This window comes from Emticicia soli (assembly GCF_037860775.1).
Lineage (GTDB): Bacteria > Bacteroidota > Bacteroidia > Cytophagales > Spirosomataceae > Emticicia > Emticicia soli.
Genome location: NZ_JBBEWC010000018.1, coordinates 1 through 24,022 on the forward strand (window position 1 = coordinate 1; position 24,022 = coordinate 24,022).

At 39.5% G+C, this 24,022-nt stretch carries 22 protein-coding genes; 16 read left to right on the forward strand and 6 right to left on the reverse strand.

Going from position 1 to position 24,022, the window contains the following annotated elements:
• Positions 1-280 precede the first annotated feature (280 nt).
• Positions 281-1,030 (reverse strand): DeoR/GlpR family DNA-binding transcription regulator, encoded by a 750-nt coding sequence (locus WAE64_RS22390; protein ID WP_340240025.1) that lies wholly within the window; start codon positions 1,028-1,030, stop codon positions 281-283.
• 376 nt (positions 1,031-1,406) lie between these two features.
• Here WAE64_RS22390 and WAE64_RS22395 point away from each other — a divergent pair, with 376 nt between their 5' ends.
• The gene (locus tag WAE64_RS22395) at positions 1,407-2,462 is read left to right on the forward strand and encodes a hypothetical protein (RefSeq protein WP_340240027.1); all 1,056 of its coding nucleotides are present in this window, start codon (positions 1,407-1,409) and stop codon (positions 2,460-2,462) included.
• 257 nt (positions 2,463-2,719) lie between these two features.
• Here WAE64_RS22395 and WAE64_RS22400 read toward each other — a convergent pair whose 3' ends face one another.
• Positions 2,720-3,298, reverse strand: coding sequence for a Crp/Fnr family transcriptional regulator (locus WAE64_RS22400; protein WP_340240028.1), 579 nt, complete (start codon positions 3,296-3,298; stop codon positions 2,720-2,722).
• Positions 3,299-4,392: 1,094 nt separating this feature from the next.
• Between WAE64_RS22400 and WAE64_RS22405 the strand changes: the two genes are divergently transcribed.
• From WAE64_RS22405 to WAE64_RS22445, 9 genes are all read left to right on the forward strand, one after another.
• On the forward strand, positions 4,393-5,265 hold the full coding sequence (locus WAE64_RS22405; protein WP_340240029.1) for a universal stress protein: 873 nt from the start codon (positions 4,393-4,395) through the stop codon (positions 5,263-5,265).
• A gap of 352 nt (positions 5,266-5,617) precedes the next feature.
• Positions 5,618-6,010: a hypothetical protein gene (locus WAE64_RS22410; protein ID WP_340240031.1), complete on the forward strand. Its 393-nt coding sequence runs from the start codon at positions 5,618-5,620 to the stop codon at positions 6,008-6,010.
• A 285-nt stretch (positions 6,011-6,295) separates the two neighbouring features.
• Entirely contained in the window at positions 6,296-7,102 is an 807-nt protein-coding gene (locus WAE64_RS22415) for an MbnP family protein (RefSeq protein ID WP_340240033.1), read from the forward strand.
• A complete protein-coding gene (locus WAE64_RS22420) occupies positions 7,099-8,142 on the forward strand; it encodes a cytochrome-c peroxidase (RefSeq protein WP_340240035.1) in 1,044 nt (347 codons plus the stop codon). The genes WAE64_RS22415 and WAE64_RS22420 overlap by 4 nt, the downstream gene beginning before the upstream one ends.
• 63 nt (positions 8,143-8,205) lie before the next feature.
• The gene (locus tag WAE64_RS22425) at positions 8,206-9,108 is read left to right on the forward strand and encodes a hypothetical protein (protein WP_340240038.1); all 903 of its coding nucleotides are present in this window, start codon (positions 8,206-8,208) and stop codon (positions 9,106-9,108) included.
• 410 nt (positions 9,109-9,518) lie between these two features.
• A complete protein-coding gene (locus WAE64_RS22430; RefSeq protein WP_340240040.1) occupies positions 9,519-10,931 on the forward strand; it encodes an FG-GAP repeat protein in 1,413 nt (470 codons plus the stop codon).
• A gap of 105 nt (positions 10,932-11,036) precedes the next feature.
• Entirely contained in the window at positions 11,037-12,194 is a 1,158-nt protein-coding gene (locus tag WAE64_RS22435; RefSeq protein ID WP_340240042.1) for a tail fiber domain-containing protein, read from the forward strand.
• Between the two features lie 89 nt (positions 12,195-12,283).
• Positions 12,284-13,423 carry a DUF4268 domain-containing protein gene (locus tag WAE64_RS22440; protein WP_340240045.1) on the forward strand — a complete coding sequence of 380 codons (1,140 nt, stop codon included), beginning with the start codon at positions 12,284-12,286 and terminating at the stop codon, positions 13,421-13,423.
• 216 nt (positions 13,424-13,639) lie between these two features.
• Complete coding sequence (locus WAE64_RS22445) at positions 13,640-14,611, forward strand: hypothetical protein (protein WP_340240047.1); 972 nt, start codon at positions 13,640-13,642, stop codon at positions 14,609-14,611.
• Positions 14,612-14,880: 269 nt separating this feature from the next.
• Here the strand turns inward: WAE64_RS22445 and WAE64_RS22450 are convergent, their stop codons facing one another.
• Both WAE64_RS22450 and WAE64_RS22455 read right to left on the reverse strand, forming a co-directional pair.
• Positions 14,881-15,321 (reverse strand): hypothetical protein, encoded by a 441-nt coding sequence (locus tag WAE64_RS22450; RefSeq protein ID WP_340240049.1) that lies wholly within the window; start codon positions 15,319-15,321, stop codon positions 14,881-14,883.
• Between the two features lie 88 nt (positions 15,322-15,409).
• Positions 15,410-16,159 (reverse strand): hypothetical protein, encoded by a 750-nt coding sequence (locus tag WAE64_RS22455; protein ID WP_340240051.1) that lies wholly within the window; start codon positions 16,157-16,159, stop codon positions 15,410-15,412.
• 150 nt (positions 16,160-16,309) lie between these two features.
• Here WAE64_RS22455 and WAE64_RS22460 point away from each other — a divergent pair, with 150 nt between their 5' ends.
• The 6 genes from WAE64_RS22460 to WAE64_RS22485 all read left to right on the forward strand — a co-directional run bounded on the left by WAE64_RS22460 (position 16,310) and on the right by WAE64_RS22485 (position 21,574).
• On the forward strand, positions 16,310-17,281 hold the full coding sequence (locus tag WAE64_RS22460) for a hypothetical protein (protein ID WP_340240053.1): 972 nt from the start codon (positions 16,310-16,312) through the stop codon (positions 17,279-17,281).
• A gap of 153 nt (positions 17,282-17,434) precedes the next feature.
• The gene (locus tag WAE64_RS22465) at positions 17,435-17,911 is read left to right on the forward strand and encodes a terminase small subunit (RefSeq protein ID WP_340240055.1); all 477 of its coding nucleotides are present in this window, start codon (positions 17,435-17,437) and stop codon (positions 17,909-17,911) included.
• Positions 17,904-19,460 (forward strand): hypothetical protein, encoded by a 1,557-nt coding sequence (locus WAE64_RS22470; RefSeq protein ID WP_340240057.1) that lies wholly within the window; start codon positions 17,904-17,906, stop codon positions 19,458-19,460. Before WAE64_RS22465 ends, WAE64_RS22470 begins: the two co-directional genes overlap by 8 nt.
• A gap of 297 nt (positions 19,461-19,757) precedes the next feature.
• Positions 19,758-20,426 carry a class I SAM-dependent methyltransferase gene (locus WAE64_RS22475; RefSeq protein WP_340240059.1) on the forward strand — a complete coding sequence of 223 codons (669 nt, stop codon included), beginning with the start codon at positions 19,758-19,760 and terminating at the stop codon, positions 20,424-20,426.
• A 163-nt stretch (positions 20,427-20,589) separates the two neighbouring features.
• The gene (locus WAE64_RS22480) at positions 20,590-21,036 is read left to right on the forward strand and encodes an SMI1/KNR4 family protein (protein WP_340240061.1); all 447 of its coding nucleotides are present in this window, start codon (positions 20,590-20,592) and stop codon (positions 21,034-21,036) included.
• A 91-nt stretch (positions 21,037-21,127) separates the two neighbouring features.
• Positions 21,128-21,574: an SMI1/KNR4 family protein gene (locus WAE64_RS22485; RefSeq protein ID WP_340240063.1), complete on the forward strand. Its 447-nt coding sequence runs from the start codon at positions 21,128-21,130 to the stop codon at positions 21,572-21,574.
• 152 nt (positions 21,575-21,726) lie between these two features.
• Here WAE64_RS22485 and WAE64_RS22490 read toward each other — a convergent pair whose 3' ends face one another.
• A complete protein-coding gene (locus WAE64_RS22490) occupies positions 21,727-23,400 on the reverse strand; it encodes a choice-of-anchor Q domain-containing protein (RefSeq protein ID WP_340240065.1) in 1,674 nt (557 codons plus the stop codon).
• A 210-nt stretch (positions 23,401-23,610) separates the two neighbouring features.
• Positions 23,611-24,018, reverse strand: a complete 408-nt coding sequence (locus WAE64_RS22495) for a hypothetical protein (protein ID WP_340240067.1) — start codon at positions 24,016-24,018, stop codon at positions 23,611-23,613.
• Positions 24,019-24,022: the final 4 nt, after the last annotated feature.

Below are 24,022 nucleotides of genomic sequence, written 5' to 3' on the forward strand. Positions count from 1 at the left end.
GAAAACCTTTAGCTCATATTACGACCCTTCGCCAGAGTCCCCTAGCTGTGTTAAGGCACTCGCACACGGGAGACTCTGGCGAAGACCCAACGGTTTTAGTATTTTGATAAATTTGTTGTCTCGGCAGAGTCTCCCGTGCGAGTGAGCCATTAGAGTAGAAGGGGACTCTGCCGCTATGGAAAACCTTTAGCTGATATCACGACCATTGGGCCAGAGTCCCCTAGCTATGTTAAGGCACTCGCACACGGGAGACTCTGGCAAAGACCCAAGGGAATCACCCTCACAACATCTCCAAACCAAAACCACGATAAATATCTAGTTTCGGGTCGTTGCTCAATAGGTCGGTTATCAGGGTTTCGATTTTTGTAATGGGGGCTACTCTGTAAAAATCTACTGTTTCGAGCTTTTCGTGGGTGCTCAACACCGCCGTTTTAAATGCCGACTCCATAAAGGCTGTTTTTACTTCTCCTTCTTCTTCAACAGAGGCTGTTATGCCAACTTTGCTATCAATAGCACAAGTGCCCATCAGGTATAAATCTGCCTGATATTTGCGGGCTTCGGCGCAGGTTTGTGCGCCTACATTGGTTTGGGTAAGTCTGTTGTAGCGTCCGCCCAGTACAACGATTTCGATGCCTTTATGAGCCGATAATGCGGGTATCAGCGCAATATTATTGGTTATAATTCTGAATCGGGCATCTATCGGTATTCGGGCCGCTACTTCTAGCATGGTTGTGCCACCGTCCATAAAAACTGTGTTTACACCTTGTAGCAATTGCTGGGTTTTAAGGGCTATAATGCTCTTGCTTTCTGAATATAGCTCGGCTCTGTCGCTGAACGACAAAGGGTTTTTATTCGGGTTGATAGCCCCGCCACGTACTTTTACCAGCAATCCGCTTTTATGCAGAATCTCGATGTCTCGCCTGATGGTATCTTCTGATACACTCAGTGCTTTCGAAAGCTCTTCAAAAAGTACTTTATTGCTTGCTTTCAAGCCGTTTAATATATATTCAAATCGCTCTTCTTTTAACATGCGGTTTCTGTTTTACTTTTGGTGTAGCAAACCACCATATTTCTATTAAAAATAATAAAATATCGGTAAAACTAAATGCATTTTAGAGCGATGTTTGTTGCCCAAGTGGCGTGTGTCATAAACCGATAAAATAGTATGCAAAACTACGAAAAATTGCAAAATATTGTAATAAATGATTGTGTTGGCTTAGTAAAAACTTGGTAATTGTAAAGAGTAGTACGCTAAACTTGATACAATAGATGTTCAATTATATACTTTCAGAAAATCGCAATTATGATTATCGGTTTATTCGTGCTTACTTTTGATAATTTCGGTTACTTTTTATTAACTTTACTTATTAGCCTGTAATTCGGATTCTGCTAAATTATAAACTCTTATGAAACATCTATTTACTATTGGTTTTTTATTGTTTTTATGCGCTTGTAAACCTAAAGATTCGGTGGTGCCCGAATTAATTCTTGAGCTTGACTTGCAACTCGAAGGCAACCAGCTTGTGGTATTTAACAAAGTACAGAACGCCATAAAGTATGACCTGCACTATGGAGATGGCACCGAAATAATAGGCCAGACAGATTTCAGCAAAGCTACTATCGGTTTTAATTCGGGCAGCAAATATACTTATCAGAAAGATGGCGTGTATATTGTTACCCTAACGGCCTACGACCTGAAAGGCAAGGCGAAGTCGGTGAATAAAACCATAAGCATTGATTATTATGCACGAAACAAGCCCACAGCCGATTATGCACTTTTGCAAGCAGGCAATGGAGTAGTAGAATTAAAGAATCAGTCGAAAAACTACCAGTGGATGATGATAAGTGTGATTGGCGGCGGAATGGGCTATAAAACCGAAACCGAAAATCCGGTATTTAATTTTGATTTAAACGGCACTTATATCATCAGCCTTGTGGCAAATGGCGTGGGGCAGTCGCAGAGGATTGATACCGTGGTGGTTAAAAACATAAAAGACCGTGAACTAGGCTATTTTAAAGGCGAAGTTTTTAATCAGGAAGTAGCTATTACAGAGAGTTTTACTAACCAGTCGGTTACCGAATACAATGTGGCAGGCGGTAGTAAAGATAATGTTCAGCTTACAAATAGTTTTCGTTTGCCGGGTAACCAGATGCTTAAAATTTATAATTTCAACCTAAAGCCCAACCAGATGCAAACCAATCAGATGAAATATGAGCAGATTATTTCTAACTACACGGTTGGCGTAAAGAATCCACAGCTATGGGCTATTGAGTTAAGTGGCGTAGGTATGGCTCGCTCAAAGAGCATCGAAATACTAGAAGTAAAAGAGGTTGCACAGCAAAAGATTGTACCCGAAATGGACAACAGGGCTATTTGGGTAACTTATAAAATACAAGCCGACTTTGGCCCCGAACGAGGCATAGTAAAAGGCACCTGGAAAGTACGTTATACAATTTATTGATGAGGCTGTCTCAAAAGAAAACGGCACAAAATATTATTTGGCAAGGTATAGACCCCACTCCCCAACGGCAGCGGCCGACCGTCCCTCTCCCCAACTGTGGGGAGAGGGGCTTTTTAGTCCCCTCCCCATTGTTGGGGAGGGTTAGGGTGGGGTCTTTTCCAAATATTATTTGGTATAAAAAACTTTTGAGACAGCCTCATATTATTTATTTGCTATAAGCTTGTTTCAAAATTATACTGCAAAAGCAAAGTCTGTTTTTATTCTGAAATTTCTTTTCGGATTCGGCTCAACGAAAATTTGGTGATACCCAGATAAGTGGCAATGTGCTTTACGGCAACGTTTTGCACAATATGCGGTTTGGTTTCGAGCAGGTGTATATAGCGGGCCTTGGCTTGGTCGGCAATGATAGACACGCTGTGGTTTTTGAGGGCAAAATAAGAACTTACCAGTCGGCGGCGGCCATGCTCACGAAAGGTTTCGATGCCATTAAACAATTCCTGAAAACTGTCGAAGTCGAGCTGCCAGCATACACAGGCCGAAAGCGCCTGAATGTTTTCACGGGTGGATGTGCGCAAGAAGAACGAGGGCCAGTCGATAACAATATCACCTTCGCTATAAAAATCAGTGCTTATGTCGTTTCCATCGGTATCGTTTACAAAAGAGCGCACAAAGCCGCTTTCTACAAACCAATAATGGTTGGCGGTTGTGCCTTCCTGCAGCAGAAATGCGTTTTTGGCAAACTTAACCCGCTTGAATTTAGGCAGAATAAGCTCTAGTTCACGGGTGTTAAAATCTGTTGGCGAGAAAATATTTTTCAAAAAGTTTTCGTGATTCATGCTTATAAGTGTATGGTAAAAACAATACAAATATAAGCCCGATGCATTAATAGAACATTAATTTTGTGTTTTAAATGGGGCATGAGGGCATTGAAACGACACAAACAACTGTAAAATGTTGCAAAAATTTCTGATTTAATAGCACCAGGTATTGGCTTGTTTTTTTATATGCAGCTCGGCATCAATGCTTATATTTTTAGCCCTTTCTACTTTACACAAACTTCGATTTATTATATTTTTAAAGAATTGCTTCAAGCGGCCGAAAAGTAAATTTGAAAAATAGTGCCGTTTTCTAAAAAATGACTAAAAGGTGTTTTTTGTCGATGAAAAAAAACAATGTATCTTTTTAATATTTTTTGGGTCTTTTTTGTCAAATATTGTGCTAACTTTTGGTGTCAAAAAAAAATATACGAAAAGTCTATTTTTTTTTATGATTTTTATTTTAAATTTGCTTCATGTTACTAACCTGTTATATTTTATAATCATTGCTCTGAATGTCTGTTTATTTACGCAAAAAATATACTTGCTCAAATCGATGGCACAAAAGTAGCATGCCCCTACTGAGAGCCGATTTCCGACAGTGTTGCTCGGTCTGAAACTCCGGTGTTTTTTTTCCTCTTTTTGACTTCACACTTATAAGCATCCATAGAAAACTAAAACTTTAAAAATTGCCTGCAGAATACTATTGCAAGGGCTTGCATTTGCTATGTTCTTCTGGTGTTTAAAAGAGGTTTTTTTTATAGTTACAAGATATTACTATTTGCCGTGCGGCTTCAGGTTAGCTTGCTAGGTTCATTGAAATTGCTGAGGTTTATAATGTACCGTGAACAATCTGCGCAGCTTTATTCGTATCCAAAAAGTAATTTTTTATTAAATTATTTGGAAGTTGAATATTAGTGGTTAGGTAATGGAAAAAAGGCAAGGTTATTTTAACCTTGTCTTTTTAAAGAAAAAAAGCTTTTTATATAGAATCTGTTTAAACAGGTTTGTAATTAAAATATTGATAATCAAACAATTAACACTCTAAGAATTTGCCAGGTTTAAAAGTGTAACAAGAATTTTAAGTGAGACCATTTAATTACTGAGTGTTATCTATGAAAAAAGTATTGCTTACGACCGATTTTTCGGCAGTATCAGAAAAAGCGGTGCGGTATATGTTGAATTTATTGGGCAATCATGCCTGCGAGTTTACTTTTCTACACGCTTATTATTCGTTTCCGAGCGATAGCTCTGCCGAGGCTTCGTTTAGCTATTTCGAGACCATTTATAGCCATTCGAAAGCCAGTATGAGGCAATTTATTGCTAGCGCCGAGCAGGCCGACCAACGCCAGATTCATACTTTCAAGCGTCTGTTGTTGCCGGCGTCTCCGGCCGGAGCACTCCGGTTTCTGAGCTATCAGAACGATTTCGACCTGATTGTTGCCGGTACCAGAGGGCAGCGAGATGATATTTTCTTTGGCAATATGGCCACCGATATTGTGCGCAATGTGCCCGGCAATGCACTGATTGTGCCCGAAAGAATGAATATGGCCCCACTGCGAAACGTAGTGATGGCAGTAGATGCCCAAAGTACTTGTTCGGTAGGGGAGCTAACGGCCTTAAAATCCATATTAAAGGCCAACAATGCCACGCTTACCTTGCTCACAACCATTAAAAACAAGGCTTCAGAGAAAGACCTGAGTATGTTACCTACCTACGACTACCACTATTTCTTTAAGGGTATCGAGGTAGTTGATTATCCGGTTTATGCCAGAAATCTGGAAGACGGCATCAGCAAATACCTTAATTTTCATGAGGCCGATATGCTGGTGACAGTAACCCGCCAACGTTCGTTTTTTGAGGGGCTGTTTAACCGCTCGCTTACGAGCAAACTGGCACAGAATCCAACAGTGCCATTTATGAGTATTTACAGCAAAGCAACAGCAGCAGTTGTTACAAATGAAGCATCAATTTTTAATCAACGCTAAATTGTCTTAGGAGAGTTCTGACGGTTTTATTCTCAATTTTTAAACTTTTAAAATGTGTAAGCAAATCAATTACGGTCCCAGATTTCTCAACTTTATCAATTGAAGTACAGTATCTTATTTCAAACATGAAACCTAAAGCAAAACGGTTTTGGCTTTACTGCCGAAACCGTTTTTTTTGCACCGTGGCACGCCTATACTCGAAAGTAGACGGGCGTGTCACGGTTAATAAGGCTTAGCTACCCACTTCTCACCACTTCCCCTATTACCCGTGCCACAGGGATGTTTTATTCAACAAAACAAGAAGTTTAAAAAAAGTAATGAAGTTTTTCAATTATGACTTAGCTTTGTGGCCATGTTTCAATTCAAGCAAATAGCACTCGTTATTCTTTCACTGGCATTGTTGGTGAAATCGTTTATAGTGCCTTTTATTTGCCTTGATTATCAGATTCGCAAAGACTTTATCATTAAAAACTACTGCGTTAATAAAAATAAGCCCGAGTTACATTGCGATGGTAAGTGTTTTTTAGCTAAAAAAATCCACGAACAAACCGAAAAAGAAGAACAAAACGCACTTCAGAATTTCATTTATAAGCTTTTAGAGGTAAACACATTTGAAAGTCATAGTAATTTTGATTTTACTAATGTGGTTGATATTAAAGATTTTGCTGTTAATAATTATCCTTTTGCAGCACAAACAACAATTGATTTCTCATCTTCTATTTTTCATCCGCCGTCATTGGTCTGATACCCTCCCTTTGATTGTTGTATAGCCAAGATTATTTCTGGGGCTATCAGTACTATTTATCAATAATTTCATAAACAAATTCTCTGTGTTTGTTGAGATATGCCTGTGCGTACCTCACAATACTTATGAAGTTGATTAGGATTGTTTCTTGCGTTTAAAAATGCCTTGTTTTGGCTGCGCCTTGCGCTGCTATTGCCTCACCATCTGGTTTGGCTCGCTCAAAACAACACTATTTTAAACTGTAATTAAACTCCTGAACAACTTCTATATATACTTTCTAAAATAATGAAAAATCTTACATATTTATTCCTTGCTCTTTTTGCGTCTGTTATCATTGTTTCATGCCAAAAAGAAAACGAAATCAATCCGAACGATAAAAATACCGTTATTCTTGAATTTGACAACCGTGTTGGCGACCAAAAATTGGTTTTAGGTACAACAACAGCCAAAAACTCGCTTAACGAAGATTTTACAGTTACACGCCTGAATTATTTTGTTTCGAATATTAGCCTTAAAAACGAAAACGGTAATACGGTAAAGTTTTCGGATAAATATTTTCTTGTAAAGCACTCAGACCCTAATTCGCTGCTTATTAAATTAGAGAATGTTCCGGCCGGAAACTACAACGAAGTGTCGTATATGATAGGCGTCGATAGCCTCAAGTCGGTCTCTGATGTGAGCCAACGTACAGGAGTACTTGACCCCGCTTCTTATGGCGATGATAACATGTATTGGTCGTGGAATATGGGCTATATTTTCTTTAAAATGGAAGGAAAATCGAGTGCGATTCCTCAAAATATGATGAACATGACCGAGTATCAGTTTCATATAGGTGGTTTTGGCGGTATGACAGGCAAAACACCTAATAACCTGCATACCATTACTTTGCCAATGGCCAGCGTAGCGCAGGTTAGGGGTGATGTATCGCCGCAAATTCATATAATTAACGATGTTCAGAAGGTTTTCAATGGTGTGAATCAGATTAGCATTGCTAACTCGTACATGACACACGCACCAGCGGCTGGTATTCCGATAGGTCAGAATTACGCTAAAAGTTTTATTGTTGACCACGTTCATAATGAAAAGAAATGATAAAATCTAAGCTCGTTATTCTGGCGATTAGTGTTTTGATTTACCTGGGAGTTGCCTGTTCAAAAGACAGCTCTCAGGTTATCAAACCTGAAGAACTGTTTACGGTTCCTGCTAATTTCCCTAAACCAGTCTATGATTTATCGAAGAATCCGGTTACAAAAGATGGTTTTGAGTTAGGCAAGGCTCTGTTTTATGACGGGAACTTATCAAGAAACGGAACCATCTCTTGTGCCGAATGCCACAGCCAACCCTATGCTTTTACGCATCATGGCCATGATTTAAGTCATGGTATTGATAACAAGATTGGCATCAGAAATGCGCCGCCTATCCAGAATATGGCTTTTCAGAAAGATTTTTTCTGGGATGGAGGCGTGTTTGATTTAGATATGTTTTCTATTGCACCTATCGAGAATCCGGTTGAAATGGATGAAAAACTGGGTAATGTTTTAGATAAACTCCGCAAGCAAGAAAAATACGCCACGCTTTTTCAGAAAGCCTATGGTAGCAAAGAAATCACTACCGAAAGGTTTCTGAAAGCACTTTCTCAGTTTATGCTTACGTTGGTTTCGGCTAATTCTCGCTACGATAAATACGCAAGAAAAGAGGCTGGGGGCACGCTTACTACCGATGAGTTGGAAGGGCTGGAAATTTTTAAACAAAAATGTGCTTCTTGCCATTCGGGCGAACTCTTCACCGACCAGTCGTATCGTAACAATGGCTTGCCCGTTTATACCAAAGAAGATACAGGCAGGCAACGGATTACGGCAGCGCAAGCAGATAATTATAAGTTTAAAGTACCAAGCCTTAGAAATATAGGTGTTACTGCACCTTATATGCACGATGGCCGCTTTTATAGCCTTGATGCCGTATTGAACCATTATTCAGATGGCGTAATTGATTCAAATACACTTGATGGTTTGCTAAAAAATGGACAGACATTAGGCATTGCTTTGTCTAAAGACGAGAAAACAAAGCTTATAGCGTTTCTTAAAACATTGACCGATGAAGAGTTTTTGAAGAATAAAAAGTTTGCTATCTAATTATAAAAGAATCAGGGTTTGAGGTATTGTTATGAAAGAAATAGACAATGTAAATAGAATGAAATGAAAAAAATACTTCTTGTATTATTATTGATAAGCAGCCAACTAGAAACACTTGCCTGCGATATTTGCGGCTGTGCCAACGGAAGTGCATTTGTGGGACTTACTCCACGTGCAGGTACACAGTTTATCGGGCTTCGGTATAGACACCGCACGTATGATTCGCACCTGAATAGTGTATTGCTGAAAACCCGTGAAACTTACCAGACAGCCGAGCTGTGGGCACGGTTTTATCCGGTTAAAAAAGTGCAATTGATGTTTTTTTTGCCTTATAATTCCAACCATCAGGTATTATTAAATAGCAGAGCCGAAGCGGTTAAAAATGGTATCGGCGATGCCATTGTTTTAGCCCATGTAAATGTATTTAACTCTTTTTTAGATACCACCAATACAAGCCATATTTACCAAAGCCTGATGATTGGCGGAGGGGTGAAACTAGCAACCGGTAAATTTGAATATGGCTATGAAGATGAAATTAATCCTAATTTTCAGTTAGGCACCGGAAGCACCGATTTCCTTTTGAGTGCCATTCATACAATTAAAATTCATGATTGGGGCATAAATACCGAAGTTGGTGCAAGGCTTGCAACCCGCAGTAATGCTAAATATCGGTTTGGTAACCGTATTAATGGGTCGCTGACGGCGTTTTATTCAAAAAACTGGGGGGGATTCTCGATAATGCCCAATGTAGGTGCGCTAATTGACTATGGTTTCAGAGACATAAAAGAAGGGCAACGTAACTCACAAACAGGCGGTTTTGCGACACTGGCTAACGCAGGGCTTGAAATGTACTACAATAGATTCAACGTTGGGCTATCTTACCGGCTACCTGTTTACCAGAACTTAGGCGGCGGCGAACTAAAATCTTTGCCACAATACGGCGTAAGTTTTACAGTAAATTTTTAATGCGTGTCTTTAGTATCGGCAGAGTCTCTCATGTGCGCTTGCCCAAGCTTAGCATGGGGACTCTACCGCTTTGTTTTTCAGCTTTTTGACCACTTCTCCCCACTTACCCGTGCCACGGGCTTTTTCGGACCAGTATACCCGTGTCACGGAGGCCATGTCTCGGCAGAGTCTCTCATGTGCGCTTGCTTAAGCATAGCATGAGGACTCTGCCGCTTTGTTTTTTAGTTTTTTGACCACTTCTCCCCACTTACCCGTGCCACACTAGCCGTGCGCCGTCTTTTTCGGACGAGTATACCCGTGGCACGGGGCGGGGTGATGCGCCTACTTATTTTAGTAGTTTTTTGCCAGTGTGTGAGGCTTTAATTTTGAGCCAACAAAATTTATAGCCAACCAAACCTCACACATGCTTCATGAAAACTAGCGTTTTACTTCTATTGCTTTGCCTTTTTAGTACTTTTTCTTTCGCTCAGAGCATCACACTTTCGCCCGGTACAGAGCAGCAACCTGCCATGATAAACATCAGCAATGCCTATCAGCGAGGTGTTGAGATTCCGCAGATAACGAGTTTGGAGCGCCTCAAAATTGCCAAGCCCTCAGATGGCCTTACGGTTTTTGATACCGACAAAAAAGGACTTTGTACCTATTACGAAAAAGCGTGGTATTGCTCAACCAAAGACAGCATTGTAGATTACAATACTATGCAGAATTTTTCGCCCGATAGCGCTGCCAACGATAAATTCGGGCATGCGGTTGATATTTCGGGTTATTGGGCTGTGGTAGGTGCTGCCCAAACCAAGGTCGGCAATAATGCCAATCAGGGTGCTGTTTATTATCATGGTTTGGCCTACGGTGGCGAAAGCTGGCTTATGGTGAAAAAACTGGTAGCTCCCGACGGCGCAGCCAACGACAACTTTGGCGCAAGTGTGGCACTCGTGGGTGATTATATAGTAGTAGGGGCGCCGGGTGCCAATGCCAATACGGGGGCGGTGTATATTTTTAAGCAGACCTCGGGTGTGTGGGCGCAGGAGGCAAAACTCACAGCCGCCGACGGCGCAACGGGTGACAGATTTGGCACAAGCGTCGATTTTTATAAGAATGCCGCCAATGTACCATTTGTAACCATAAGTACATCGGGCGACGATTTGGTTTCGCCGGCGGTTTCTAATATTGGCTCGGTTTATGTGTTTTCGCCGAGTGCAGGTATCTGGACATTCCAGCAGAAAATTATGAATACCGAAGGCAGCGCCAACGAGGGTACAGAAATAATTGCCCGCATGAAAGACGAAAACACCATTGTGGTAGCCAAACCAAAAGCCAGAAAAGACCAGGAATATAATAACGGTAAGATATTTACTTACCGAAAATCGGGCAATGCATGGAATCTCGTGCAGACTTTTTCAGCACTTGCCCACGATAACCTGGGGCATGATTTAGCCATATCAGGCAATTATATGGTAGTAGGAGGCGCACGTATAGCACGGGTGTATCAGTATAATCCGACTACTAATTTGTGGTTTACCACTTTTGCAACTTTGGTTTCACCGCACCAGTATATGGTGTATTATGGGTATTCGGTGGCCATTGATGGCGACAGGGTATTGGTAAGAGATGTGTACGACAATTTCGGGGTATTTTTTAAGCGCACCGGAGCCACCAACAACACCTGGGTTGCCTACCAGACCATAAGCACACCGGGTTTTTGCTACAACACCGGCGAGGGACAATTAACCGCCATTTCAGACGGCTATTTTATAGCCGGCGAAGGCGCCAACCACTGCCAAAAGCCCGGAGAAGTGCGGTTTGGGTTTTATAATGATAAATAGGGAAACGGCAGGCGTAGCACTGTGCTAAGATTTTAAAACTCCCCTTTTGTTTATCAAAAGGTATTTTGTATAATTGAAGGATTTTTTAATCTTAACATTGTGACTGTGAAAAAACTGCTACTCTTTCTTTTTATTTCTAATCAATCTTTTGGGCAAATTAAAGTTTCAAGTTCTGTTGATGGCTCGATTACAATTACTCCGATGGGTATAAGAGGCCAGACAAATCAAGATTTTTCTTTAGGCAGTATTGCACTTGGAACCAATGCATTAGCATCTAATCCGGTTGGTTATTATAATACTGCTATTGGCGATTCAAGTCTACGGTTTAATTACAGTGGGAGATTTAATTCAGCTTTAGGCAATAAAGCTTTGTATCTAAATAATTCTGGAGACTTTAACACATCTATTGGAGCATATTCTATGAAGGAAAATCAGTTTGGGTCGTTTAATACAGCCGTTGGAATGAATGCGTTAAGAGAAAACAGAGGCGGAGAGGCGAATACTGCTATAGGTCTTTCGACTTTGTTTAATAACTTATATGGTATATATAATGTAGGAATCGGCGCAAGTGCTCTTTTTGAAAATACTACTGGGTTTGGTAATGTTGCAATTGGCGTTAATACTTTAGTAGATGAAAGAGAAGGAGAAGAAAACACTGCTATTGGTAATCATGCAGGGTTTGGTATTATTAATGGAAGCAATAATACCTTAATTGGTGCTCACTCAAGTAGCACTGGAGATTTTTCAAATGCTACTGCAATTGGTGCATATTCAAGTATTAACGCTTCGAATAAAGTTAGAATAGGCAATTCGGCCGTTACAGTCATTGAAGGACAAGTGCCTTGGAGTAACCCCTCGGACCGACGATTAAAAGAAAATATTAACTACACTAGCCGTTTAGGCTTGAGCTTTATTACTCGCCTACAAACGGTATCGTACAACTACACTGCCGACCAGAACAAAACCCGTCATGATGGTTTCATTGCACAAGACGTAGAAAAGGTAATGAAAGATTTAGGTGTGCCTTTCAGCGGACTAAAGAAGTCGGGCGATGGTACTTATTCGTTAGCTTACTCTGATTTTGTGATGCCATTGGTTAATGCTGTGAAAGAGCAACAATTGGAAATCGAAAAACTAAAGAATCAAGTAGCCGACCTAGAAAAACTCAAAGAGCAAAACCAAGTGCTGTTATCTAGTATTGAGGATATTAAGGCGGAGTTGGCAAGAATGAGAGCATCAGATGCTAAGATAGTGGGCAAGTAATAGAGGATATAGCTGTATCATCGTAACTCAAAACTAAACCAGATTAACCTATTCTTAACTTGAAAATCAATTTTAACCCTAATTAACTTATGTATTTAATAAATAAAACTGCTAATAAAATCGAAGAACTAACCCGTGTATCATTTTCAGAAATAGGTTTTACAGAAAGAGCTAATTTGCAAGAATGGCTTGAAGACTTACCTAACGCTCTAGGAGAGCCTTTATTAATAATTCAGAAAGAGTTTAGTGGCTTTGATGATACAAACGAAAGATTGGATTTATTAGCCATTGATAAAGAAGGGAACTTGGTAATAATTGAGAATAAACTTGATGATACAGGAAGAGATGTAACATGGCAAGCGATAAAATATGCCTCTTATTGCTCAACTCTGAAAAAAACACAGATAGAACAAATATACCAACAGTATCTTAATAAAAAGGGTAAAGGTGAAATTGCTATTGAAAAATTGGGAGATTTCTTTAAAGATACCGAATATAGTTATGATGAGTTAAGTATAAACAATAGCCAAACACAAAGAATATTTTTAGTTGCAAAGAAGTTCAAAAAAGAGGTAACATCAACTGTATTGTGGCTATTAAATTATAAAATTCAATTGAAATGTTTTAAAGTTACTCCTTTTATATTACAGGAACAGTATTTTTTAAATATTGAACAAATCATTCCAATTAAAGAGACAGAAGAATATATTATAAAAATGGCTGATAAGATTCAAGATGAATTGTCGACACAAGAGGAGTTAAAAGAAACTCATCAACTGCGATTAGAATTTTGGTCTAAATTATTATCAAAAATAAAAGGTCAAACTTCAATATTTCAAAGTGTAAATCCGACAAAAGACCATTGGCTAAGTTCTGGAGGAACTGGTATCTCAGGCTTATCTTATAGTTTTGTGGTTACCAGGTCACACTGTAATATAGAGTTGGCCATTTTAAAACCTGATGCGCTGGTTAACAAATACATTTTTGATGAATTAAGAAAATTTGAAGAGGAAATAAATAGAAACTTTGGTCATGAATTAATTTGGGTAAGGTTAGATAATAAAAAAATGTGTCGGGTAGCATATGCGCTAGAGGGTGTAAACTTTTTTAAAAGACAAGACTGGGAACAGATGTCAGATTTCTTAATTACAAATATGATTAATCTTGAAAAAGCAATGAGAGAACCCTTGAAAAAAGTAAAATTAAGGTTAAATGAAAAAGAAGAGTAAGAATAAATAGTTTTATTCTCTCGTTCGGCTGAATTTTTAATTTAGTCGGGTGCCGCAGTGGAACTGTCAAGCGTTCTTTGAACGCATTTTTAACATTGTATGCAACAGCCGTTTTAAAAACGGCAATCATGTCGAGGTAATTTTTCAGCCGAACGGCATAAAGAACTTCAATATTAATTCATATACAAGTATTTTAAATTTTGACTAAATAAAACAATGAAAAAAACTCTACCAATATTATTCTTTGCATTTCTTTTGAACTCTTGTGGTAAGTCTAGTGTAAATATTGATCTCAATACTTTTAATGGCGATTTAGCTAAAGCTTTTTATAGTAAATTTAAGTTGACTAATGATGAGGTTTATTTATTGGATTCGCAAAGCCCGTTTACTGGTACAATTGAATTTAAGGCAGACTCAACCATAGGCAAAAAAATGTATATAAAAGATGGAATTATATATGAAGTAACATCTTTCAAAAGTGATGGAGAAGTTTATGATAAAATTACAATTAAAGATAAAGAAGGGACTTTAGAGAATATTCCTGATTCAAATAAAGTAGAAATAAAGTGTAAATTCTTCAATTTAGGGAATCTAGGAATAATTTCTAGTAATCTAAACGATCATGAGTGTGATTGTACTGTGAACGATAAAAAAGAAAATAAGTCATTAAAAATTGTTACCAGAATTGATAAGAAAACGGGAATTATTGTTAGTAACCATAAGGGTACTTCATTAACTTCGAATGAAACTAAAGCCAAGGTAAGAATATATACAAAAAAACTGCCTAGTGGGCTTATTTTAAGAGTGCGTTTAAGTGAAGACTTTGAACCAGAACATTCGTTTTCGTCAATATATGAAGAAGATATGAGTGTAGAAAAAGATGGTGAGTCGGTACGTCTGAGTATTTCATATAGTAAAGATGAAGATATTTATTTATACACGGATATTGCAGATTATGAAAATAAACATTGTAGAGAGTCCGATAAATTAACAAATCATGATACTTACTTATTCCCTAATTTTCAACCTGATAATTCTACTTGTGTAAATGATGGTATAGAGCTTATAAATTCAGCTTTTAATAAGAAATTTACTAGAGAAGAGCTGAAAAACAGGATATTAGATAAGATAAAAAATAATATGTATTTAGGAAAAGATAGGGAGGATGTTAAATTTTTCTTTGAGTAAAGTCTAGTTCAGATGAATTGTACTAATATGTTTCGGCAGAGTCTCTCACGTGCGCTTGCCCAAGCATAGCCCGAGGACTCTGCCGCTTTGTGTTCATAGCGACCGAGTCCTCGTACTTGGTGAAGGCTTTCACACATGAGAGACTCGGTCGAGACTGTAAAGCCTTATTATGATTTTCTGATTCCCTGAGCCTCAGCGCCCCCTTGATTTGCTTTAGGCTATGCACACGGGAGAGATTGAGGGGACGAAAAGTTGTATTTTCTGCTATATTAAGAATTGTTTGCCTTTTTACTCGCGAGATAATCTATATATTCATCGTAATTTTCAAATATTCGTACACCAAAATTGAGAGCAAATTTTACAGTTTCATCATGCGATTCTGAATCCCTTTGGGGCGATCCCCATGAATCTAAATATACAAACAGATATCCTCTGTGATATTTGACTAATGCGTATTTTTCTTTATCCTCTTTTATTTTTTCAATCAAAGTTTTCGTATTATTATCCCTATACTCCCTAAATTCAGAGTAATTTTTAAATATTCGTAAACCAAAATTGAGTGCAAATTCTATAGTCTCATTAAGTAATTCTAAATCCTCATAATGTATCATTCCCCCATTTTCTAATTCGACAAAAAAATATTCTCGTGGGGGCCCGACTAATGCATATTTGTCTTTATTCTCTTGTATTTCTTCAATCAAAGTTTTCATAGTACATGTTAGAATTTGTATTTCGGCAGAGTCTCTCATGTGCGTTTGCCCAAGCCAAGCCCGAGGACTCTGCCGCTTTGTATCTACATCACGGAAACTGTTTTATATGTGTTTTAACATAATTATAAAGCGTTTCAATCAATAATTCGGCATTGTCATGATAAGCTTTTTCAGCGTTTTTATAGAGTGAATCTTGCCGTATTTCATCATAAGCTTTCATAAAACCCCGTTTTTTATGCTCGTACTTTTGATAAAAATAGGCTTTTCTGTTTCTAGATATTCTTATATAAGTAGCTATCTCTGGTAAAAGAAGAATCGTTTCAATTTGCTCGGTTACAATAGCTGTATGAAAAGACACAGCATAATCGAAACCTTCAGAATCTTCATACAAAAGCCACTTTGCAATAGCGGCGAAAGTAAACAAATCCGGGCTTAAGGTATTTAATAATTCAAAATTAAACCATTCATATACCTCTGATTCTTTCTTCTTATCAACTTCTGCTTTTATTTTTCTCTCTATTGCATCAAGCATTAATTTTATTGCGTCTCTTTTATTATTACCACGCCTAAGGATTAACTCCGTAATACTATAAATTACTTTTTCAATTGAATTGAGTGCGGTCTCGACATTGAATTTATTTATAAGCAAATGATGCTGCGCTATTTCTCTGGATACACCTGTTTTGTGTATTAAAATAGCAGTATATTCTTCTTTGATTAATTCTTGCGCTGTATCAATATTACCTCCTGATTTTTCAAGAATTTTTAGGGCATGCGTAACTCCAACCGGGATTTTTTCTCGTAGAATCTTGATTTTCTCTAAGTAGTCTTTATTCATTTTTAATCACAGTGGTTATTCGCTGCTAATTTACTCTAAAAATATTCATTTTAATATATGGTATTAATACTTAAAAATTTAACAATCAGCTTTACTTAAATCATGGTAGATTTTTTTGTAAATTCGGACTTATTAAACCAAAAAGTAAACATGAAGAATAAAATCATTGTATTTCTAATACTAACTATCCAAATTATTGGTTGCAAGTGCGAAGAACCTCTCAAAGAAATTAAAACTGAAGTTGCTTTAGGTAAGGGCGCAGTTTATTATGGGGTATCCAATTCGGATATTTTAAAAAAAGTTGGAGAGTTTAAATTGGTTATAATCGAACCGGGGCATATATCCTCAACTAGTGCTCCTGCTAATGCAATTCCTTATGTGTCGCTTACTGGTGTTAATCAGAACAACGAATCTCTTAGAAAACTTTCCCAAGATATTGCAAATGTTGATGGGTTTTTAAAGAAAAATGGAGTTATTGTAAATGATCATAACGGCCCAGGTACTTATTTAGTTGATTTACGAAAACCCAAGGCCTTTAGCATTATGAAAGATTTTATGGTGGCTCAAGCTAAGTCATACAAAGCTGGGATTTTTCTTGATGCAATCGATTCTGCAACTTGGCAAGAAAATAACAATCCTGAATTTTTAGGATTAATCGATGCTTCTGTAAATCTTATGATAGAGGTAAGTACAGAGGTACATAAAATGGCATCTAAGCAAGTTGTAGTTAATGGAGGGCTTTTCCAGCGTATTAAAAATACTGACAAAGATATTTTTGAAAGTATAGCTTCTGTAGCAGATTGGATTACAACGGAAGCACAATATTATAATACTGATTACTCTGTACGACCAGCATCAGATAACACTTGGACAAATGCAAGACTATCAAGAGCTGCAAATATTTTTGCAGCAAATAATAAAGTAATGCGTCTTTTAATGCTAGAGCCATGTCGTGCAGGACAGCATGCAGCAGCTGCAATGGCGGCTAAGACTTTTTTTCAAACGTTTTTACAGGAAATTGGGAAAAATGCAAAATGTAGTATTGAGGCCTACATTTATGTAAGCCCTAGTTACACAAATGCTATAGATTTAACTGGGAATATTAATTTGCTGGATAAGTAATTCTTTAGTATTCATCTATTTTTTAGCCTCTTTCGTGTTGTAGATATCTACAACACGAAAGAGGCTAATGTTTTTAAATATAAACACTTTTTGGATACATCCTTACAATATAAGCACAAAAATCGTTATATTTGTAGATAATAAATATTCCACATGACTGTTTTGACTGAGAAAGAGTATTACCGCCTGCGGTCTCGTAATGGGCAGGATAAAGTGTATAAAACCGCTAAAGCCCTCGTTGAGGCCTGCAATAATTATTTCGACTGGTGTATCGATAATCCGATGATTGAAGAGAAGGTTTTTCAGCATCAGGGTAGGCCCGTGTCGGCCGAGATTCGTCGCACACGTCCGTTTACCCTTGAGGGGCTTTGTAACCATATCGACATCAGCCTTGCCACTTTTAAAGCCTATGAAGAGCAAGACAAGCTCAGGAATGCTGCCGCACGCATCAGGCAGATAATTGATAATCAGCAGTTTGAGGGTGTTGCTGCGGGGCTGCTCAATGCCAATATTATAGCCCGTAAGCTGGGGCTTGTCGACAAAAAAGACCACACAAGTGCCGGCGAGAGCATTGGCCGAGGCTTTTTTGATTTCCTGAAAGAAACTTCGACCGAGCATGACGATGAATGAAACCTACGAACTGAGCGCCAAGGCTAAGATTATAGCATGGCGGCAGGATTGGTGCGCATTTGCCCGTGAGGCACTGGGCGTGAGTCTTGATGTCGAGCAGGAGGCCATTCTGCGTTCGGTGCAGCTTAATCCTCGCACCAGCGTGGCATCGGGCACGGCTCGGGGCAAAGATTTTGTAGCGGCTGTGGCGGCCATCTGTTTTATGTATCTTACGCCCAAATGGAACGAAAAAGGCGAGCTGATAGCCAATACCAAAGTGGCGCTCACGGCTCCAACCGAGCGACAGGTAAAGAACATTTGTGTACCCGAAATTGCCCGTTTGTTCAACCGAGCCAAAAGTCGGGGCATTGATTTGCCGGGTAAAATGATGGCTTTCGACATCAGAACCGACCACGAAGAATGGTTTCTGACAGCCTTTCGGGCCGACCCTCACAGGCATGAGTCGTGGTCGGGGTTTCATGCCGTCAATACCATGTTTGTGGTTACCGAGGCGTCGGGTATTTTAGACGATACCTTTACGGCCATTGAGGGGAATCTGCAAGGAAACTCAAGGATTCTGATTGTTTTTAATCCTAATACCACCATTGGCTATGCTGCCCGCAGCCAGAAAGGCGAGCGTTGGAGCAAGTTTCGGCTTAATTCGCTTACGGCCCCAAATGTGGTGCAAAAACAAAGCATTATTCCCGGTCAGGTTGATTACGCATGGGTGAAAGACAAGATTGACAACTGGTGCAGCGTGATTCAGGAGGCTGATTATAACGAGACTTTCGACGATTTTGTGTTTGAGGGCATCTGGTACAGGCCCGAAGATAATTTCAGAAAAAAGGTGCTGGGCAAATTTCCGAAGGTATCAGAAGATAATCTGATTCCTGAGGTCTGGATTGAACTGGCACAAAAACGCTGGCTCGACTATCACCAACAACATGGCCAGCACCTGCGCTACGCCGATGCCCTGCGGCTGGGTGTTGATGTGGCAGGTATGGGTCGAGACAGCACCGTGTTCTGTTATCGCTATGGCAATATTGTGCAGCAGTTTACGCAGTCAAATTCGGGCGGAGCTGCCGACCACATGCAGGTGGCCGGAAAAATTGCGGCCATATTGGGGCTTGATAGGCAGGCGCAGGCCATTGTTGACACCATAGGCGAGGGGGCGGGTGTGTATGCACGTATATTGGAGGTCGGTTACAAGTCTCGGGCGGTGTCGTGCAAGTATAGCGAGGCCGCTACAAACGACAAAGGGGAGAAGCTCACCGACCTGACGGGGCAGTATAGTTTTGCTAATATGCGGGCGTATTTGTTTTGGGCGGTACGAGACTGGCTCAACCCCAAAAACCAGCAAAACGCCATGTTGCCTCCCGATGCGGCACTAATGGAAGAGGCAACGGAAATAAAATGGAAGTTTCAGAGCAACGGTGCTATTATCATTGAGCCCAAAGACGAAATCAAAAAGCGACTAGGCCGCAGCACCGACGCCTTTGATGCCCTAGCCAATACTTTTTACCCAACGAAGATGAATAAACGTATAATGAATCTGGGGAATTTGTTTTAGGTGGTGGGTTCCCTCACCCCAACGGCAGGGGCCGTCCCTCTTCCCAGGGAGAGGGGCTAAAAGTCTCTCTCTACTTGGCTACTTTGTACTCATAACTTTTTGTTTAAAATTTCCCCTCCTTTGGGGGCACTTCTCCTTTGCAGTAAGGAGGTTTTAAAGTCCCTCTCCCGTGGGAGAGGGATTTAGGGTGAGGGACTGTTGGTAGCGAGGAAATTTTTCTCTATATCATTTTCTTTGAAACTTTGCCTGGCTGCTTGTATGTTGCTTTAGAGATGGCGTACATTAATTAACACACACATGAATAAAGTAGAGATATTTGAAAACGAGAGAGCAATGGGGTATAATCAGTTTGTGGAAACCTGGATACCAAACTATAATTATTTTCTGGACTGTCTGCCCAAATTATTGAGTGAAACTGCCCAAAAAGACCTCTTGGTGGTTGGTTGTGGCACGGGCAATGAAATAGAACGCTTTGCCAAAGCCGCCGAGCAATGGCAGATAACGGGTATAGACCCCTCGCCGGAAATGATTAAGCAGGCCATTGAAAAACTGCAAAGTTTTGAGAACATACAGCTTATTGAAGGCTTGGTAAATGCACTCGACACCAACAAAAAATACAATGTAGCCACGCTTTTACTGGTCTTACATTTTCTTGACGATAATGGCGATAAGTTGAACTTACTTAAAGATATTGCCGATAGACTGGTTTCGGGTGCAACGTTTGTGATGCTTGATATAACGGGCAACAAAGACCAAATCAAACAAAACCTAGCGGTTCTGAGGCTTCTTTTGCCAGCGGGTTTAGACGAACAACAGATTAACAATCGGCTGAAAAGAATAGAGAATGAGCTTTTTGCAGTATCAGAAGAACGATTGGCTGAGTTATGCGTAGAAGCAGGCTTTGAGCCACCACTCCGCTTTTTCCAATCAGCAATTTATATGGGTTGGCTCACCAAGAAAAGATAATTTACGCAGGGGTTCAAGGTTTTGAACCCCTTTTTATTTTATTATCTTTGGGGGTGTGGGGGAAGTGTTTGATAGATGTTTTAAAAACGGTAGATGCAGGGGCTGTAATTCTATTATGGATTGAACAATCAGGCGAAACAAAGAATAAAAACACATCTAACTAATGAAATACTTAAACGAACTACCCGAATGGTTTATTCAAGATAAGGATAATATTGGCTGTACAAAAGAAGAAATTGAAGAGATGGAAGAGTTTTATGGTTTCTCTTTCCCGGAAGCATACAAAGAATTACTATCTCTTATGGGCAAAAAGCCAGCATATGCATACTTTTTACAAGGTTTTTGTTATTGGAACTACAAATTTATGAAAGAGTATTCTAAGGAAATCTTAGCCATCTATAATGAGTCTTTTGGTTCGGTTTCTCAATATGAAGATAGTTTTATAATTATTGCGATGAGCGATGAGAGTTTTGTTCTAATAAAAAATAATGAAGGAGAAAATCCCCCAGTGTATCTTTTTTATTCAGATGGGCTCGGTTCTGAAATTAAAAAATCACATGATTTTTTCTCTGAATATGTTAAAGACCTTGTACCTGGTGGAGTTAGCTGATATGGGATGAAAAAACAGTTATTAACCTGAGTAAAGCCTGTTCGGATGAATAGCTATTTAACCAAACAAAGAATAAAAACACATCTAACTAATGAAATACTTAAACGAACTACCCGAATGGTTTATTCAAGATAAGGATAATATTGGCTGTACAAAAGAAGAAATTGAAGAGATGGAAGAGTTTTATGGTTTCTCTTTCCCGGAAGCATACAGAGAATTACTATCTGTTATGGGTAAAAAATCACCATATGTATGCTATTTACAAGGTTTTTGTTATTGGAACTATAAATTTATAAAAGGATATTCTAAGGAAGTTTTAGCCGGCTATGAGGAAGATTTTGGTTCGGTTTCTCAATATGAAGATAGTTTTATAATTATTGGTATGAGCGACGAGAGTATTGTGCTAATAAAAAATAATGAAGGAGAAAATCCTCCGGTGTATCTTTTTAATGCAAATGGCCCCGGTTCTGAAATTGTAAAGACACATGATTTTTTCTCTGACTATGTTAAAGTGCTTGTACCTGGCGGAGTTGATTAATGAATTATACCCCATTCGGCTTATTATTTATTCAATATGTGTGTCAAGCCTTCTTCTAGCACATTTTTAATGCATTATACAATTAAATAGCCGTTTTAAAAGCAGGGGTTCAAAACTTTGAACCCCTACAAAATATCGATTAAATATCCACCTCAATTCGGCGTAGCTAAAAGCACAGCACCTTTAGGGGCATCTAATACTGCGTTGGGTTCGGTTTCCAGGGTTTTGCAGCGGGCGTTTTGGCCGTTGTTGAGGCTTACTTTATGGCTGCTTTTGATAACTACGTCGTCGCAGGGTAAAGGCACTAGGTTTAGAGCCCATGTGCCTGGCGTGAGCCAATTGCCCGATGCCTTGCTTAGGTGCTTGTATCGCTCAAATTCATCGGCACCGATGTCGATTTTTGTGCCTCTTACTCTTGGTGTTCCTGAGTAGTCGGTTGCGCCGCCATACACCACCGTTGAGCCTGCATTGATGGCCTGTGAGGCACACCTGATGTTCAGATTACCCTGTGCTGGAGCCTGATAGTAGGGCGTACTAAACAATGAATTTGGGCCATTAGAACAAGCCTTGAAAGTATTGAAATCGCCCGATGAACAGCCGTAATAACGGAACGATTCGCCATAGAGACTTACATCAGAAAACCACAGGTTATAGTTCATCTGGAAACCCGACGGCGTGCTCGGATACTGCGCATTTACTAATTGATTGTATGCACCTGCATAAAAAATGTTATTGATAACCTTGCTGTTTTCGGCGTAATATAGAGTGATTTCGCCAAAATTAATAGGCGATGATTCGCCTGGAGCCGCTATGGCCGGATTGAAATTCTGATAAGTAGAATTGTTGATAATGGCCGAATTTATCACATAGCCGCTTGAACTTGTATGGGCATTGCCGCCTATGTTAAATGCGCCTCGGGTGTTCAGGTACACGTAATTGTTTCTGAGGGTGTCGTTTTCGGCTGTTTTACCATTGGTTTCACAATTAATACTCATGCCTTTCTGGCAATTGTACACTGTGTTGCGCTCGGCGGTTACATTCTTTGCGCCATCGATATAAATACCTGCTGCAATGGCAAAGGGGCTTTTACAATTATAAACTTTATTCTGTAATATTTTGCCATTAGTGGCTCGTCTGTTAATACCGCCATGAAAACCCCCAGCCACAATGCCAATGTTGGTGATGTTGTAGACTTCGTTGCTGCGTATCTCAAAATTACGGGTGTCGTAATTGACCTGTATTCCTTCCGACCAACCTGTGTTGCAGTCGTGCACTTTGTTTTCGGCAATCAGGATATTGCTGATAAAGAAGGCGGCATTGCTGGCACTATGCCCATATACCACCAGCGGATTACAGCTTGAACTGTTGTTGGTAACGTTGATGTTATAAATCTCGTTTTTTACAATCTGGATGTTTGACGTACTACTGCTGGTGCAATAAATACCAATGCCCTTGGCAAAATTGGCTATGTAGTTTTGTATAATCAATCCCTCGATTCTGACATAACTGGCACTTTGAATAATAAGGGCCTCTTTCGAGGTCTGGTTTGTGCCGTCTAGTCGCACAACTTCGTTCAGGTAGGGCTTTATGGTGAGGTAGCCGCTTGAAGTGCCGGATTTTTCAATCCAGAGGTTTTCACGGTAAGTGCCACCTCTTATATTGATAATCGTATAGCTATTAGGGGTAGCGGCGTTTATGGCTGTTTGTATGGTGTTATAGGGGCTTGCAAATGTGCCGTTTCCACCCCCTGGGGCAGAAACATTTACATATAAATTGGTTTGGGCAGCCACAGAAAAAGTGAGCAAAACGAGTAAGAGTGTTTTCATATTTGTTGGATTTTGGAGTGAAAAATAAAACGAAAATTGTGTCGGCGAATCAAGTTAGGCCGAATAATTTAACTTCACAAGTTAAATTTATTTTAAGGAGTGTGTTGAGTTAATATTATTAAGCGGATACGTTTGTGCTTTGGCTAATAAAAAACCGGATAAGCGATTGGCTTTTCCGGTTTTCATTCATATTCAAGTCAAGAAATTTTGCTACCTCACCCGATACACTTTAATTTTTATTGACCCCGAATTATTGTCATAATGCCTGATAGCATCGTTGGCGAAAAAAGACAGAGACGATTGTCGGGCGGGAACAGTCGTTTGGGCATCCAGACCGATGGCGAACAAGTGCTTTTCGTTTTCGTTGTAGGCACCACATAGGCAAAAACAAGGGGTACGTTTGAGCCTTAAGCCTGCTAAAATAGCCAAAGGGTTGAAGAAACCTTTGGGTGTGGTATTGATTAGCCAGTCTTTCCATCGCTGATTAGGTTCGGCGCTGATAAGATAGGTTTCTCCGGCCGATACGCTAATGCGTTCGGAAGAATAAATTTGTTTGGCATGAATCGTCAGTAAAACGCTTTCGCCAACGCCAACTTTATTCATATTTATAATGTTCATAAAT